At 62.4% G+C, this 16,934-nt stretch carries 9 protein-coding genes; 1 reads left to right on the top strand and 8 read right to left on the bottom strand.

The features are described 5' to 3' along the window. Window positions 1-132: 132 nt before the first annotated feature. From pbpC to ASE80_RS22920, 8 genes are all read right to left on the bottom strand, one after another. Window positions 133-2,442 carry a penicillin-binding protein 1C gene (gene pbpC, locus ASE80_RS22955; RefSeq protein WP_056860934.1) on the bottom strand — a complete coding sequence of 770 codons (2,310 nt, stop codon included), beginning with the start codon at window positions 2,440-2,442 and terminating at the stop codon, window positions 133-135. Beyond that, the gene (locus ASE80_RS22950; RefSeq protein ID WP_056861053.1) at window positions 2,423-8,239 is read right to left on the bottom strand and encodes an alpha-2-macroglobulin; all 5,817 of its coding nucleotides are present in this window, start codon (window positions 8,237-8,239) and stop codon (window positions 2,423-2,425) included. Before ASE80_RS22950 ends, pbpC begins: the two co-directional genes overlap by 20 nt. Window positions 8,240-8,783: 544 nt before the next feature. Continuing rightward, window positions 8,784-9,716, bottom strand: coding sequence for a phosphatidate cytidylyltransferase (locus tag ASE80_RS22945; RefSeq protein ID WP_017135107.1), 933 nt, complete (start codon window positions 9,714-9,716; stop codon window positions 8,784-8,786). A gap of 1 nt (window position 9,717) precedes the next feature. Further along, on the bottom strand, window positions 9,718-10,338 hold the full coding sequence (locus ASE80_RS22940) for a lysophospholipid acyltransferase family protein (protein WP_056860933.1): 621 nt from the start codon (window positions 10,336-10,338) through the stop codon (window positions 9,718-9,720). A gap of 9 nt (window positions 10,339-10,347) precedes the next feature. Beyond that, window positions 10,348-10,791, bottom strand: a complete 444-nt coding sequence (locus ASE80_RS22935) for a hypothetical protein (RefSeq protein ID WP_056860932.1) — start codon at window positions 10,789-10,791, stop codon at window positions 10,348-10,350. Further along, the gene (locus ASE80_RS22930) at window positions 10,781-12,079 is read right to left on the bottom strand and encodes a phosphatase PAP2/dual specificity phosphatase family protein (protein WP_056860931.1); all 1,299 of its coding nucleotides are present in this window, start codon (window positions 12,077-12,079) and stop codon (window positions 10,781-10,783) included. The genes ASE80_RS22935 and ASE80_RS22930 overlap by 11 nt, the downstream gene beginning before the upstream one ends. Before the next feature lie 2 nt (window positions 12,080-12,081). Then, window positions 12,082-13,836, bottom strand: coding sequence for a bifunctional alpha/beta hydrolase/class I SAM-dependent methyltransferase (locus ASE80_RS22925; protein ID WP_056860930.1), 1,755 nt, complete (start codon window positions 13,834-13,836; stop codon window positions 12,082-12,084). An 11-nt stretch (window positions 13,837-13,847) separates the two neighbouring features. Continuing rightward, window positions 13,848-14,471, bottom strand: coding sequence for a CDP-alcohol phosphatidyltransferase family protein (locus ASE80_RS22920; RefSeq protein WP_056860929.1), 624 nt, complete (start codon window positions 14,469-14,471; stop codon window positions 13,848-13,850). Between the two features lie 531 nt (window positions 14,472-15,002). Between ASE80_RS22920 and hflK the strand changes: the two genes are divergently transcribed. Continuing rightward, entirely contained in the window at window positions 15,003-16,928 is a 1,926-nt protein-coding gene (gene hflK, locus ASE80_RS22915) for a protease modulator HflK (protein WP_056860928.1), read from the top strand. The last annotated feature ends 6 nt before the right edge of the window (window positions 16,929-16,934 follow it).

Genomic DNA, 16,934 nt, shown 5'->3' with positions numbered 1-16,934 from the left:
CCTTAAAGCAGCAAAGATCCCTGTGGGAGCGGGCTTGCCCGCGAAGACGTCGGCCCAGCCAACAGTGATGTTGGCTGACCCACCGCTATCGCGGGCAAGCCCGCTCCCACAGGGGATCTGCGATTAGCCCGCTCAGGGCACAAACTCCACTTTCAGCCCGCGGCTAGCACTGCGGCCCTGATCATCACTGACCCGCAACCGATACTCGCCCGACTTGCCCGGCCGCCAGTTCAGTGTGGTTTGCGGCGGGCCCTGGCCGATCAGCGTCTGGTCGGCAAACCAGTACAGCGTGGTCGCGTCGCTGGCCGCGTTGGCATTGAGTGGGATACTTTCCTGCGGCTGGGACAGGCGCAGTTGGTAGCTCACCTGGGTCAGCGGCGAGCGAATCTGCGGCGCTTCGCTTTGGTCGCTGATGCGGTTGGGTTGGCAATTTTTCATCACGTTGGGCGGCGTGCGCCGGGGCAGGCCGGCCGCGCGATAAAGGCGCTGCACGTCGCTGGGCCAGAATTCGAAGACTTCTTCGCGGGTGTATTGCGGGTCGAACGGCGGGCACGCGGCCTTGCCGGTGCGCGTATCGATCAGTACCGGGCGGTGCAGGTTGGATACGCGAATCGGCGACACGCCGGGGATGTACCAGGTCTTGCGGGTTTGCGGGCACCAGCGGTTGGGCAATTCGCCGGAGGCCGCGCACACGTCGATGCGCACCAGCCCGGCGGGCGGCTTGTCGGGCTTGATCACCACATTAGGCAAGGCCAGCGGCAGGGCGTCGGCGATACGGAAGAACAGCGGCGCAGCGGTTTTGGCGCCGATAAACGTCGGATTCGGCCGCCCATCAAAGTTGCCCACCCACACCACCAGCACATACGGCCCGACCAAGCCTGCGCTCCAGGCATCATGAAAGCCCCACGACGTGCCGGTTTTCCAGGCGGTGCGCCAGTGGCGGCCGGGCAGGCCATCCGGGCGCGGATTGCGGCGCAGCATGTCGCGCACCATAAACGCCGCTTGGGGCGTGAGCAGTTGCGCACCGGTGGTTTGCGGCTGCTCCTGCAAATAACGCAAAGGCCGCAAATGCCCGTCACCCGCCAGCATCACATACAGGCGCGCCAGTTCCTCCGGCGTCATCTCGCCGCCGCCCAAAGCCAGGGCCAAACCGTAGTGACTTTCCCCACGCAAGCCTTTGATACCGGCGCGTTGCAGCAAGCCATACAGCGAGGGCGACTGCACCTGGCTGGCGAGCCACACCGCCGGAATATTGCGACTACGGATCAACGCATCCCGCGCTGTCAGTGGCCCGACAAAACTGCCGTCGAAATTTTCCGGCTGGAAGTAGCCGAAGTTACTGGGCAAATCCTTGAGGATGCTCATGGGGTGGATAACCCCCTGATCGAGCGCCAACCCATATAGAAATGGCTTGAGCGTCGACCCCGGCGAGCGCCGCGACAGCACGCCGTTGACCTGGCCGTGGATGCTTGTGGATAAGTAATCCGCCGAACCCACCAGCGCCTTGACGCTCTGGTCGCGGCTGTCCACAAGAATGGCCGTGGCGTTTTCCACACCGGTACTGCGCCGCTCGGCAATAAAGCCTGTGATCAAGCGTTCGAGCAGTTGCTGCAAAGGCAGGTTGAGGGTGGTGTTCAACTCGTTGCCGGGCTGGGATGCCAGCAACTGTTCGCTCAAGTGCGGCGCCAGAAACGGGATCTGCTGACGGTTGCGCGCTTCCAGGGGCAAGTCGAGCAAACTGTCGTTACGAGCGTCCTGTGGATAAGTTTCGCGCCAGTCGGCCATCAAGCGCAGCCGCGCATGTTGCAGCGACGGCCCGAAGCGCGCGCGCCGCCCCGGTTGCTGCGGGATCACCGCCAGCGCCAAGGCTTCGGACAACGACAACTGCGCCGCCGACTTGCCAAAGTAAATCCGGCTGGCCGCCTCGGCACCTTCGATATTGCCGCCCATGGGCGCCAGGTTCAGGTAAGCCTCAAGGATATCGTGCTTGCTGTAGCGCGCTTCCAGCCACAGCGCCAGGGCCATCTGCTGCAATTTGCCCGGCACTTGGCGGGTGTTGAGGTCCCACAGCCGCCGCGCCAGCTGCATGCTCAAGGTTGAGCCGCCCTGGCGCTGGCCGCCGCTGTAGGTGGCCATGGCCGCGCGCAGCAACGCCGGGGGGTTGATGCCCGGGTGCCAGTAGAAATTGCGGTCTTCCTTGAGCAGCAAGGCCTCGACCAGTGACGGCGACATGCGTTCCAGCGGCAGCCACAGGCGATATTGCCCATCCTCTGCCAGGGTCATGCGCAGCAACGCGCCGTCATCGGCCAACACCACGCGGGACGAGGTGACGGCCTGTTCCAGCGGGGCATGGGGCCACCATCGCAGCCCCGCCAGCGTGCCTGTACAGAGTACCGCCGCTGCAAGCAGCGGCGTCAGGCGTTTAAGGCTTGGTAATTTCAAGCTGGCCTACTTTGCCGCGCCCTTGCAGGGTGGTTTCGTACATGCCTTCGGCGTAGGCCGGTGGCGTATTGAACGTCCCTGCGTTGGTGGCGCGCACGCGGTACACGAAAGTGCCTACATCACGCAGTGCGGTGCCGTACAACACCACCCGATCATCGCGCACATCCACGTAGTCCGGCTGCCAGTTGCTCAGCTCGGTCTCGCCGATCGGCGCTTGCCAGGTCTCGGCTTCGTCACCGTCGGCGGTTTCCACGTACTCGGAATCGTCGCCTTCACTTTCACTTTCATCGCTGCTGGCAGCCGCTTCCGGCTCCGGCGGCAAGTTATACACAGGCTCGACGCCACCGGGCAGCAAGTCGACCACGGCCACTTGCTGCACTTGGTCGCGGTCGGTGGCGCGCAGGCGCAGGCGCACCAGGAACTCGTCGCCCACCGCGACTTTGCTCACCGGCTCGCCTTTGAGGTCGAGGTATTCGTGGATGATTTCCAGGCCATTGTTGATCGGCTTGAGCTTGGCGCCCTTGTCGAAACCGGCTTCGCTGAGCATGTAGAAAGCAGCCGGGCCGTCGGTTTTTTCCATCACCAGTTTCTGCGTTTTACCCGGCACTGCGGCGCGCGGTGGCTGGCCGGCCATCTCCAGCAGTTGCTGTTGCTTGTCGCTCAGCCAGGCGGTGGCCTTGAGGGTCATGTCGCTCTGGGCGCGCTGGCCATAGTTGTCCAGGGCGCGTAGCAGCAGGGCGGCCGACAGCGAGTTGTAACGCTGTTCGTTCAGTCGCTTGCCGAGTTTATCCAGCAGCGCCGTCGGTACATCGTCAAGCAACTCGGGGAAGTGGCGCGCCAGCAGGTGCAAGTGCTCGGCGTCGTGTACCAGCGGGTCGTAATACAGGCCGTCGCTGTCCCACTTATCCACCAGCGAACGCCACGGGATTTTGCGGAACAAGGTGTCGGCCTGACGATCCTGCTTGAGCAGCTTGTAACTGGCCGCCAGGTAAGCGGCGCCCAGGTCGTTTTGCCAGGTGTCTTTGAAGTAGCTCTCGTAGCGCTCGCGAATGTCGCTCAAGGCGCCACTCACCAGAATCCCCTGACGACTCAAGAGGTAACTGGCGTAGGCACGGTTGCGCAATTCCGACAGACCTTCGCTTGGGCCATTGGCCAAGTCGGTCAGGTAGGCGTTGGAGCGCGCCAGCAGGTCTTCCGGCACCGGCAGCCCGCGTTCCTTGGCTTCGATCAGGAAGTCGGTGGCGTACAGGCTGGCATACGGCGCCACGTCCGGGTTGGCGGCCCACAAACCAAAGCCACCGGCCGAGTTCTGGCGCTGGCGCAGCATGCGCACCGCGCCGCTGAAGGCTTGTTCGGCTTCTGGCGCCGTACCGCCCCAGATCAACGCCGGCATGGCCTTGGACACCAATTGCTCGGTGCAGGCGTAACCGTAGTCATCCAGGTAATGCTTGAGGCCGTTGGCCCATACCAGCGGCGAGGCGGCCACGCCCAGTTGCACATCGCGCAGTTGGCTGAACAGCTCACGCGTCGGTTTCAGCTCTTTGCTGGCGCTGTCGAAACGGCCCAGGCTCAGGGCCACACGATGCTCGCTCAGTGGGCGGATCGACGTGGTTTCCGCCACCTGGATTCGTTTGCCGTTCGGCAATACCGCGACAAAACGCAGGTCTGCCGAGCCGAGAGTTTCGCCGACCTTGATCTTGAACTCGGCGGTGCCTTCCTTGCGCGGTTGCAGCGACAGGGTGCTGCCTTTGTCGCCCTGCACATTGAGGCCGTCGCTGGTCTGCACTTCAAACTTCACGTCCGCTGCCGCGTCGAGGTTACTGAACACCCCGGCGCTCACATTGAACACATCCCCCGGCGCCACAAAAGCCGGCACGTTCGGCGTGATCACAATCGGCCCGCGCACTTCGGTATTGGCCTCGCTGACACCCACGCTGTCACTGTCCACTGCCACCGCAAACAAATGCAGCTTGCCGTTGAAGCTGTCCGGCACCTGGTAATGCAGCACGGTTTCACCGGCGGGCAGGTCAACCAGCCCGGACCACCAGGCCACGGGCGGCTGGTGTTTACGCTTGAACGGGTTGAGGTGGTTGGCCAGCGCGCCTTCGGTGTCACCACCGGGCGCTGCGCCACTGAGCAGGCGGCTGAATTCCGGCAGGATCAGGTCAAGGATCTGACTGGTGCCAACCTCCAATGCGCGTTTCTGGAAGAAGAAGCCCAACGGGTCGGGCGTCTGGTAACGCGCCACTTGCAGGATGCCTTCGTCCACCGCGTAAACCACCGCGCGGCCTGGGCGGTCGGCGGTTACCTTGATATCCAGGGTCTGCCCCGGCTCGATCTTTTCCGGGCCTTCAACCTTGAGCGCCATGCGCCGTGCATCCAGGTTGATGCTGAACGGCACCACGCCGTAGGACAGCGGGCTCATATAGACCTCAGGCGAACCCATGTCGCGCACAAACTGCACGTTGACGTAGGCATTGCCCTCAAGGCCTGCAGGCACGCGGATATGTTGCACGCTGTTGGTGCTGTCGGCCTTGAACCACTGTTGGGTGTAAACCTTGTCACGCTCGATGGTGATCAAACCGGCACCGGTGTACGGCGCGCGGATGCTGATCGCAATTTCATCACCGGTGGCATAGCTGCGTTTATCCAGGCGCAGTTGCAGCTCGGCGTTGCGCTCCAGCGAGCGAGAGGTGTTGCCGCGCCCGGCCACGCTGTAGTCGATCTGGTTGAGCAGGCGGCCATTGGCGTCTTTGACTTGCAGGGTGAAATCACCCGGCGTGCCGGTGTTCAGGGTCTGCTTGGCGCCGTCCTTGGTCATCGTCAGCGGCGAGGCCGGCTGGCTGATGTTCTTGATGCGCGACTCGTATTTGTAGGTGCCGTTGGACTGTTTCACCAGCACCGACACGTAACGGTGTTCGACCACTTCACTGGTCAGGCCATCCACGGCCATCGGCGTGAGGTCCGGCGCGACGGCCAGCCAGTGCACCTGGCGTGGGGCGTCCTTGGCGACGTACGACAGCGAATCCTGACTTTTCACACCGACCAGATAAGGCGCGGACGACACCAGCAACGCACTTTGCGCTGCCACGTTGCGGCCACCTTCGGCCTCGAACACCTGGGTCATCACCTGCAGGCGATAGGTGCTGCTGGCGAAGCGTTGCAGGTTGAGGTCGAGCACGGCCTGGCCGTTGTCGTCGACGGTGGTTTCAGCCAGGTCTTCGGTGCTGGCTTCTTCCAGGGCGTCGTTGAGGCGGAAGCGGTAATCGGGGTAACGGTCAAAGGCCGCGAGCGTCGGGCTCAGGGACATCTTCGCTGTGACACGTCGGCCGGCTGCCGGTGCGCCGAACAAGTGCATCGCGGTGACTTTGGCCACCACCTGGTCCGGTGGAATCCAGCCCAACACCGGCGTGTCGTGCAGGCTGAGGCTGACCTTCATGCGGTCCGGCTCGAAGTCGCGAACCTTGAAGCTGACACTGCCCAGGTCGGTGCGGGTGTTTTTCTGGCCAATCAGTTGTAACGTCGCGGTGTACTCACCGGCGGGAGCGACTTCACTGCTGGGGAAATCAAAGGTTTCAAAGCCGCTGGTGGACAGTTTGAGCGGCTGGCGAATCACTTCCAGGCCGCGCGGGTCGGTGATTTGCAGTTCAACCGGCAGGCCTTGCAAGGCACCTTTCCAGTCGCCGCTGCGCACGATCATGCCCAGGTGCGCGGTCTCGCCCGGGCGGTACAGGCCACGGTCGGTAAACATATACGCGCTGAGGCGATTAATCGCGCCGTCTTCTTCCAAACCGCCTACATCGAAGCGTGAAAAGTCCAACTGCTGGGACTGACGGGCAATCGGCAGGAACGACTGGTCATTGCCGCGTGTGACCACATACATCAGCGGCGTTTTCTCACGGCGCAGTTCATCCAGCTTGGCGAAATGCGCGTGGCCTTCGGCATCGGTGCGGCCGCTGGCGACCGGCAGACCGTTGCGACCCATGATATCCACTTGTGCATCGGCGACCGGCGAGCCGTTGCCGATGGACTGCACAAACACATCGTGGCTGCCGTCGCTGGAGCGCTTGGCGATGATGCCAAGGTCGGTAACCACGATAAAACGCAGGTCGCTGGTGCTGTTGCGTTCGTACTCGAACGTGCGCTCGGCCGGGTCATCCTGCGGGCTCAGCTTGAGCACGAAAATACCGCGACGGCCGCCATTGGCGGTGAGGTAGTGGCTCAGATCCACGTTGTCGTAGACGGTTTTCGCCGGGTCATTGGACGACAACGCAATATCCAGCGACTGACGCTCAACCATGCGGTCGAAGTATTCATTGCCGAAATTCGGCCGGGCGAAGCTGCCGCTGCTTTGGTCGACCAAATGCTGCAACTGGTTGGGCAGCAGGCGGGCGATTTCCACATGGGCACCGGGCACGCCCCGGGCCATGAAGCCCAGGCGTTTTTCGCCGTTGAGGCTCAGCAGCGCGCCGTCCGACAGGAACTGCAAGGTGCGCGGGTACGCCGGCATGCTGATCAGCGAGGCGGTAGGGTTTTTCGCCAGATAACCGCCAATGGCTTCCAGGTTGGCGGGCACGCGCACATACAACGCGCGGCCGGCCGGGGCCTTGAATTTGAAGGCGTGCAGGGTGTTCAGCGGCTCGACGCTGGGCACGTGGGTCAGGCTGACCTTGGTACTGCGCGCGAGCATCGCGTCATCGATATCGTTGCTGGTGTAAGGGCGCGTGTCGTCTTCGGCCTTGGCCGGCAGCAACCAGGCCTGGACCTTGCCGGCGATGGTGTCATCGGCCACGGCGCTGGAACTGCTGAACATCAATACCGGCTCCGGTTCGCCGCGCTCGTTGTCGACAAAGCTGACTTCGGCGGCGGTAAACGTCAGGCGATAACGTCCGGGCACGGTGACTTCCGCCACCAGTGGCGCGTTGCTGGCATTGCCGCCGTCACGGGCCTTGATGCCTTCGTCGAGCTTGGCGCTGACCGGCGTGCTTTCCAGTGGCGTGGCCAGGGCGGCGGAGCGCACGTAAGCATTGAGCTTGAGGTCGTCGAAGGTGATTTCCGGGCGGTTGGGCAGTTGGGCATCGCGGTAGGCCAGGCCTTTGCCGAGAGTCACCGAAACGCGCTTGCGCAGGTTGTCTTCATCCACCGGGTGGGAAAAGTGGAAGGTCGCCACCAGTTGCTTCAGCGTCGGGTTGGACGGGTCCTGGTACAGCTCGTTTTGCGCCAGGGTGGCGCGGAACGGTTGGGTGGAGAACTGGCTGCTGTATTGGCTCAGCAGCACGCCGTCGGCCAGCAGCTGTTTCTTGGCCAGGTCGAGCGTGTAATGAGCATCCACAGGCCAGTCTTTTTCCGGCACGAACACTAACGTGCGGTCGTCGGACCAACGCCAGGCACCGGCTACAGCGGGTTTAAGGGTAATGCCTTCAGTGACCGGCTTGCCAATGGCCGCCAGCGGAGCCACGGACTCGGCAAAACGCACCTGCAAGTTATCCACAACCGCAGGCTGCTGGGTGTAATCGGTCAGGTTCGGCTTGTGCAGCGAATAACCCACGGTGTGGAGCTGCGGCAAATTCGAATACCAGTGCCAGCCATAGAAACCAGCAGCGGCCAGCAGCACCAGGCCCAAAATCCCGGCACCCGCCTGGCGCGGATAGGCGCGGGCCTTATTGCCCAGGTTTCCCACGCCACGGCCCGTGGCTCGCAGCCAGGCTGGCGGCTGCCATTGGCCAAAGATGGCACTCACCACAGTCAATAAAGCGCCGATAATCCGGCGGCTGATCGCTTTCAACGAATCGAACATGGTGAGCATCCCTGGCAAAGTGCGGCCTATCTTACACGCGTCTTTGATACAAAAGATGACGTGAAGTGGTCTACGTGCTCAGGCGTGTTGCACAAAGGTGAGGCGTGCCGCAAAAACGATCGAAAGGTTGGCCGTGAACCAAGGTTTCGGGCTTAGCTTAGTCTTCCAATACACCACAAAGCACCTGTGGGAGCTGGCTTGCCTGCGATGGTCATAGGTATCTACACAACTTTTGAGGGCAGCTTTCTCCTGTGGCGAGCAGGCTTGCCCTGCGTTGGGCTGCGAAGCAGCCCCAGTAAAGGCACTGCCATTTTCCTGAAAGAACTCAGCGTCTGGGTTTGGGGCTGCTTCGCAGCCCAACGCAGGGCAAGCCTGCTCGCCACAACAGCCCACCTGCCACAGACTTCGTGTTAACCGGTTGTGTAGATACCTATGCTGCGATGGCGGTGGCACACCCAAAAGTGATGCTGGCTGACACTCCGCTATCGCAGGCGAGCCAGCTCCCACAATTGATCTGTGTTGGGCTTAAGCGAGAGCGTGTTCCTCAGGTCCACCAGTAGCGCACAAGGTGGAAGAAAATCGGCGCGGCGAAGCACACCGAATCCAGGCGGTCCAGCATCCCGCCGTGGCCTTCGATCATGTGCCCCCAATCCTTCACGCCCCGGTCGCGCTTGATCGCCGACATCACGATGCCGCCGGCGAAGCCCAGCAGGTTGATCAGCAGCGCGATCAGGAATGACTGCCACGGGTTGAACGGCGTGGTCCACCACAGCGCCGCGCCGATCAGGGACGACAGCAGAATCCCGCCGACAAAGCCTTCCACGGTTTTGGAAGGTGACAGGTTGGGCGCGATCTTGTGTTTGCCGAACAGCTTGCCGCACACGTACTGCAGCACGTCCGACAACTGCACCACGATCACCAGGTAAGCGATCAGCAACAGGTTGCGGCCTTCGTAGCCGGGAATGTCGAGCGTCAGCAGGGCGGGCACGAACGACACGCAGAACACCGCGATCATCAGGCCCCATTGCACCTTCGACGCTCGCTCCAGAAAGTGCGTGCTGTCGCCACCCAGCGAAGCAAGGATCGGCAGCAGCAGGAACACGTACACCGGGATAAAGATCGAGAACAGCCCGTACCAGTCCGCATAAATCAGCAGGTATTGCAGCGGCAGCGCCAGATAAAACGCCGCCACCAGCGCCGGGTAGTCGCTGCGACGTGTCGGCGTGAGGGTGAGAAATTCGCGCAGGGCGTAGAACGACACTGCATAAAACAGCAGGATCACCGCGCCAGTGCCGAGCCAGAACGCGATGCCGATCACCACCACCATCACCCACCAGGCATTGATGCGGGCGTTAAGGTTGTCGACCACCGCATTCGGTGTGCCACGGGTGCGCAGTTTGAGGATCAGGCCGATCAGCGAGGCGAGCACCAGGATCGCGCCGATCCCGCCGAACAACATCAGGGTTTGGCTATCCATGTCAGACATGCTCCGGGGCGAGGGCAAGCAGGGCATCGCGGGTGCGGGCGAGGAAGGCGGATTTGTCTTCACCGTCTTCCAGTTGCAGCGGCGCGCCGAAGCTGGTGGTGCACAGCAACGGCAGCGGCAGTACGCGGCCCTTGGGCATGACCCGGTTGAGGTTGGCGATCCACACCGGAATCAATTCGGCCTGTGGGTAACTTTTTGCCAGGTGATACAGGCCACTTTTGAACGGCAGCAAACCGTCCTCCAGGTTGCGCGTGCCTTCGGGAAAAATGATCAAGGAATCGCCACCTTCCAGCGCGGCCAGCATCGGCTGCAAAGGGTTATCCACAGGGTCTTTACGCTCACGGTCGATCAACACGCCGTTGAACACGCGGTTGATGATGTAGCGGCGCAATGCGCTTTGGTTCCAGTAATCACTGCCGGCCACCGGGCGCGTGAACTTGCGCAGGTTTTGCGGCAACGACGCCCATAGCAAGACGAAATCACCGTGGCTGCTGTGGTTGGCGAAGTAGATGCGTTGCACCGGCACCGGCGCGCACCCCAGCCACAGGCTACGGGCGCCGGTGACGGTGCGGGCCATTGAGGTAATCAGGGTGGCGACCACGGGTTCGAACATGGGGATTCCTTATCCGGCGAAAGGTAGCCAAGGGCTGGCGAGGATGACGGCCAGGCTCAGCAGCGCTTGCGCGCCCAGCAACCAGGCTTGTTTGCGCAGCAGTTTGAGCGCGCCGCGACGGCGTTCGGTCCAGGGCCTGCCCGCGCGCTTGGGCGATTGCAGGCCAAGGGTCTGCAAGGCTTGGTCAAGATCGGCCGTACGCTCGGTGTCGCGCGCCAGCAGGGCGAACAGGTCGGCGTCGAAGGCCACGCGCAAGGCCCAGTACTTTTGCAGCAGGCCGAGAATAATCATCCACAGGCTGAGCAGCAGGCACAGGGTCGAAACGCTGGCCAACAGCAACTGAGCAAGGCCGAACAACACACCAGCCACGGTCAGGCCTGTGGATAACTGATCCAGCGAACGGCCACGGCGCAACAGGCTGGCAACCACCTGGAGTTCCATATCAGCGGGCATGGGGCAAACCCTCCAACGCTTTACGGTGAGCAGGATGCAGGACCACTTCGGCCCGTGCTGTACGAATAATAGCCACTGCCTCGTCGACCGTGGCAGCGCGCCCGCTGTGCAGCAGCCACGCAGCGACGGCGGTGGCGCTGCGCGAGTAGCCAAGGGCGCAGCACACCAGCAGCGGGCCGCTTGAACGCAGGCGTTCAATGGCCTCAGCGGCTTGCTGGCATTGCTCAGGCGTTGGTGCGATCAGGTCGAGCACGGGCACGCACTCGTAAGCGCGGCCCTGTGGATTAATCGGCAATTCGGCGCACAGATCGACGATGGCCTTGAAGGAACCTTGCTCGCCGGTGGTAGGAATTCGACCAAGCCAGACGTTATCCACAATCTGGTCAGGCTGTGGATGTTTACGTGTCCACAGCCTGGAATTTATCCACGCGGCCGCCAAGTAAGGTGCATACAGCCAGCGCGCGGCAGGGGTGAGCCGGCCGTCTTGGCGCTTCTGCAAGCCCGACGCGCCGAGTACGAGGTAGTTCGCCTTGATCAAACCCAAGGAAACCGCAGGCCAAAGCAGCCACAACCACGCGCCGCGCATTACAAAGGCCAGAATCACCAGTGCCACTGCGCCCAAGCCATAGCGCACACCCAACCGCCAGCGCTGGGTATCCCGCGTCAGCCGTACATTCAACAGCGGGCTCGGATGTTCCACCGGCCACAGCCACACACACAACCAACCGGCCAGGGCGCCTGTGGGTAAGTCGATAAAGTGATGTTGATAAGTGGTCAGCACCGAAATACCGATCAACGCAAACCAGCCATGCACCAGCCAACGCCAAAACCCTTGGGTGTGGCGCTGATACATGACCCACAAAATCACCAGCAGCGCGATATGCAGCGACGGCGCCTGGTTGAAGGGTTTATCGAACCCGGCCAGCACCGCAAACAACCAGCCGAATACGCCATCCAGCTCCGGCCGTTCAAAGGTGAAACGCAGCGGCCAGATCAAAAAGCAGCTCACGGCAATGACCTGCGCACTGAGCAGGCGCAACGCGTGTTGTTTCAGCTCATGGCGAGTATTGGGCAGTAGCAGTGAAAACCCGTAAAGCAGGTCGATGGACCAGTAGGGCACGATGGTCCAGGCCCAGAACGGCATATGGGTTTCCCAGCCGAACACCAGCGTGCCCACATCGCTGCGCTGGCTGGTGACCCAGGTGGCAAAGCCGTAGGTGCTGAAAAACAGCGGCGCCAACAACAGCAGCCACAGGACGGCGGGTTTCAATAAACCGGGTTCGCGCATGCTCAGATCTTCTGCGCCAGGGACACGGTGAAAATGCCCCACTCATCCACACGCTGGGTGATTTTGCGAAAGCCCGCCGCCTCGACCAATTGATCCATTTCTGCCTGGCTGCGACGGCGCATTACCCAGGCCTGACCCTGGCGATGGCTGGTCAACGCGCGGGCGATCAGTTCCAGTTGCGGGTGCCATGGCTGGCCGGTGTAGACCAGATACCCGCCGGGCTCCACCGCTTCGGCAAGACCGGCCAGCGAACCGCCGACCATGCCGTTATCGGCAAACAGCTCATACAGGCCGGACACCACTGCCAGGGTCGGCTTGGGCGCCAGTGCAGCCAGGTCTGCTCTATCAAATGCATCGCCTTTGACGAACTGCGCGATATCCCCCAGGCCTTTCTCGCGAATCAGCGCACCGCCGTCACGCACGTTGATGTCGCTGTAGTCGCGCAGCAGGATCGATTCCGGCAACGGCGAAACGCCCTGCAAGGCTTCGAGAATGTAGCGCCCGTGGCCGGCGGCGATATCGACGATGCGCACCTCGCGATCATCGGCGCGCAACCTGGCCATGGCCAGCCGTAGCAGTTCCTCGACGTTCAACTTGCGCTGGCGAATGCCGCGCCAGCCGATGGAGTTGAGGTAGTTGGTGTCGATCATCCGCCCCAGGCCGCCCTTGCCGGTGGGCTTGTTGCGGTACACGTAATCCAGGGTGCTGCCGGAGTCGAAGCCGGTGTCGAAACCCAGCTTCACCCCGTCCGACAGGTTCTTGCCCAGGCCCATGCTGGCGCGGGTCATGCGCCAGTACAGGTCGCGCAGAGAGTTGCGCGGCAGCGGCGCGGCGAGGGCTTCGGACTCGGCGCAGGTGGCGCCCATTTTGTCGGCATCCAGCAGGGCGGCGCGGTCCAGCGGGTGTTGGAAGTTCTGCAGGATAAAGCGCCGAGCGCTGCTTACGGCCACGGCGCGGTCGCGCTCGCCAAGGGTGTCGTGGAAAAAGCCGGGCAGGATGTGCAGCTCTTTTTTCAGGCTGCCCAAGCGGTCGAAAAATTGCTGCTGGGGTTTGCGGTGCACCACAAAGTCGGAGCCGGAGATGAGCAATTGCGTCGGCACTTGGATCGCCTGGGCATCGGCGACCACCCGGTCGGCGGCTTCGTACAAACCCAGCAGCACATTCACCGAAATCGCCTTGGTGATCAGCGGGTCGCTGTCATAGGACGCGACACGCTCCGGGTCATGGCTGAGGAACTTGGCCTTGACGTAGCTGTTGACGAAAAAGTTGCCGCGAAACTTGCGCATCAACGCCAGCCCAGGCCGGGCGAAGGGCACGTACAGCTTGACCTTGAATGCCGGGGAGGCGAGCACCAGTGCGCGGATTTTTGGCGCGTAGTCGTGTACCCAAGTGGCCGCGATCACCGCGCCGACGCTTTGGGCGATGACAGCGAAGTTTTGTTCTTCTATGCCGTAAGTGGCGCCGATGTGTTCGCAGAAGGTCTGCACGTCGCGGGCGCTGGTGGCGAAGCTTGGGCTGTCACCGCGCGCGCCCGGCGATTGGCCGTGGCCACGGGCGTCCCAGGCGAAGAAGTCGAATTGCGGCAGGTCGAGCTCGTCGACCAGGTGGGCAATGCGCCCCGAATGCTCGTGGCCGCGATGGAACAGCAGGATCGCCTTGCGCGGCTCCTCGCCCACAGGCGCAGTGGCCGGCCAGTGCCGATAAAAAAGCTCGACGCCATCATGGGTACCGAAGGTGTGCTCTTGCTGTTCGCGCATCGCAAAAATCCTTATGCAATCGGAGAGGTTTCTTGTTGTTCTTTGAGGCCCTGACGCACACGGTTGACCAAGGTGTAGGCGAGCAGGGCAGCCACCAGCCACATCACCGCGTCGACCCAGCCGGCGCCGAGCCAGCCCAGCGCCACGCCAGTGGCGAGTACACCGAGCACGAACGCACGATCACTTTTGCCCATCGGCCCGTCATAGCGCCGTGAGGCACCGACCATCGGCCCCAATACGCCAGCGTATTCGCTGAATACGGCGAGCAATGTCACCAGCAGCACCGGCGCCAGGCTCACGCCGGGAATCAGCGCAAAGGGCAGGATCAACGCGCTGTCGGCGATCACGTCGCACAGTTCATTGAGGTAGGCGCCCAGGCGCGATTGCTGGCCGAATTCGCGTGCGAGCATGCCGTCGATGGCATTGAGGGCCATGCGCAGGATCATCCACAGCGGGATCAGAGCAAACAGCCAGAGGTGTTGAGCAAAGCCGGCGATCAACAGGCCGACCAGCAAGGAAACGACGCCGGCCAGCACGGTGATCTGGTTGGCGGTGGTGCCGTTGTCGTAAAGACGCTGCACAAGAGGGCGCAGCAGGTTCTGAAAACGCGGTTTGAGCTGGTAGATCGAAATCATGACGCTTCCTTGTCCATGGGCCCGCGAAAAACTGTTTGGAGTGTGCCGATTAATCTGTGCCTGCACCAGTGATGGCTTGTGTTTCTGGGGGTTTAATCACTATTCAGAGAGCACCGCAGAACAAATGTGGGAGCTGGCTTGCCTGCGATGGGCATAGGTATCTACACAGCCGGTTGACACGAAATCTGTGGCAGGTGAGCCGTTGTGGCGAGCAGGCTTGTCCTGCGTTGGGCTGCGAAGCGGCCCCAAACCCAGACACTGAGTACTTTCAGGAAAATTGCAGTGCCTTCACTGGGGCTGCTTCGCAGCCCAACGCAGGACAAGCCTGCTCGCCACAGGAGAAAGTGGCGGCCTTCAAAAGTTGTGTAGATATCTATGCTGCGATGGCGGTGTATCAGGCCAACCATCAAAAACTGGCAGACCGCTATCGCGAGCAAGCCCGCTCCCACAAGGGATTTGCGCTGTTTTCGGACAAAAATTTCACGCTCCGTGTTATATCGTAACCAATTGTGTGTAGCGGACGTTAAGTGGATGCAAGTGGATCTGGAAGCTGACGGCGCTTCGGTGGAAGGCCTTCCGCGTTTTCAACAAGGGCTGTTTCATGCCCGCCGATTGCGCCAGGCGGGCATCAGCCTGACGGCCCTGGCCGTGGCCGGTTGGGTGCTGGCGCTGTTTGTCGCGCTGTTTGCGCCGCTGTCGATCTGGCCGGTGGTGCTGATCAACTGCGCGTCGGCCTTGCTGGTGCTGGTGGCCGGGTTGCAGTCGGCGTGGTGGGTGGCGGATTGGCGCGCCCAGGCGCTGGAAACGCCCTCGGCTGAACTGATCGAAGCCTCCGGCGAAGAGGTTGGCGCGTTCGCCCGGGCGATCAATCGGTTTGGCAGCGGCGTGCTGGCACAGATCGGCGCGCCGGTGCTGTGGCTGTGCGGCTGGTCGTTGCTGGCGCTGATCAGCATCATCGAATTCTGGAACCTGGCCTTGCCCGCCGCCGCGCTGGGGCAATCGGCGAGCATCGGCGCAGCAGTGGCCCTGGCGTTGGCCTTTGGCTTGTTGGTGTTCGAGCGCCGCCTGGCCCAGGAAACCGCTGCGCAATGGCCGGAGGCTTCGCAGTTGGCGCAGTTGAGCCGCGTGGCGATTGTCAGCCTGGTGGTCAGTGCGATCTGCCTGCTGTTTGCCGGTGCCGAATCCGTGTGGCCGCTGCGCCTGGCGGTGTTGACGGGGCTGTTGCCCGCGGTGGTGGCGCTGGAGTTTCTGCTAAGAGGCGTGCTGTCACTGTTCAGCCCGCGCCAGCCGCGCCTCGAACCGCGCTTGATGGCGCAGAGCTTTATCGCGGGCCTGCTGCGTTGGCCACCCCAACCCTTGCTGGCGTTGCAGCACGAATTGCACAACCGGTTCGGTATCGACTTACGCCAGATCTGGGCGTTTACCTACATGCGCCGGGCTTTTTTGCCAGTGCTGCTGGTGGTGCTGGCAGTAGGCTGGGCGCTGACCGGCGTGCATGAAGTGCCCCTGCAAGGCCGTGGGATTTATGAGCGCTTCGGCAAGCCCGTGCAGGTGTTCGGGCCGGGCTTGCATGCCGGGTTGCCTTGGCCATTGGGGCGCGTGCTGAGCGTGGAAAACGGTGTGGTGCATGAACTGGCGACCAGCGTCAGCGAGGCCGCCGCACCGCAGTTGGCCTCGGCGGAAGGCCCGGCGCCGCTAATCGCCAATCGTTTGTGGGACGCCAGCCATGTGAATGACAAGTCCCAGGTGATTGCCAGCAGCAGTGGCGACAAGCAGAGCTTCCAGATCGTCAATATGGATGTGCGTTTCGTCTACCGCATCGGCCTGACGGACAAGGCTGCGCTGGCCGCCACCTATAACAGCGCGGATGTACCAACGCTGATTCGCAGCACCGCCAGCCGCATCCTTGTGCATGACTTTGCGTCGCGCACCCTTGACGAATTGCTCGGCGAGCAACGTACCAGCCTCGCCGATGAAGTGGGCCGCGCCGTGCAGGCAGACCTGCAAAAACTCGACAGCGGCGTGGAAATTCTCGCCACGGTGGTGGAAGCAATCCATCCACCGGCCGGTGCAGCCAACGCTTACCACGGTGTGCAGGCGGCACAAATTGGCGCCCAGGCGCTGATCTCCCGCGAGCGCGGGGCTGCCAGCGAGCAAACCAACCAGGCGTTGCTGCAGGCCAGCACCGCCCGCGACCAGGCGCTGGCCACTGCCCGTGAAGTGAACGCCGGTGCCCAAGCGGCCGACCTGCGTTTTACCGCCGAACAAAAAGCCTACGCCACTGCGGGTCGCGCCTTTGTGCTGGAACAGTACCTGGGCCAACTCAGCCAAGGCCTGGCCCACGCCAAGCTGCTTATTCTGGATCACCGCCTGGGCGCCGATGGCGCGCCGACGATCGATCTGCGTTCTTTTACTTTGCCGGCCGACCCGATGGCGCCGCGTAAAGCCGTTCAATAAGGAGTC

Origin of the sequence: Pseudomonas sp. Leaf15 (genome assembly GCF_001421425.1) — a bacterium.
In the GTDB taxonomy this organism is placed as follows: Bacteria; Pseudomonadota; Gammaproteobacteria; order Pseudomonadales; family Pseudomonadaceae; genus Aquipseudomonas; species Aquipseudomonas salomonii.
This window is presented reverse-complemented; position numbering and strand designations above follow the sequence as displayed.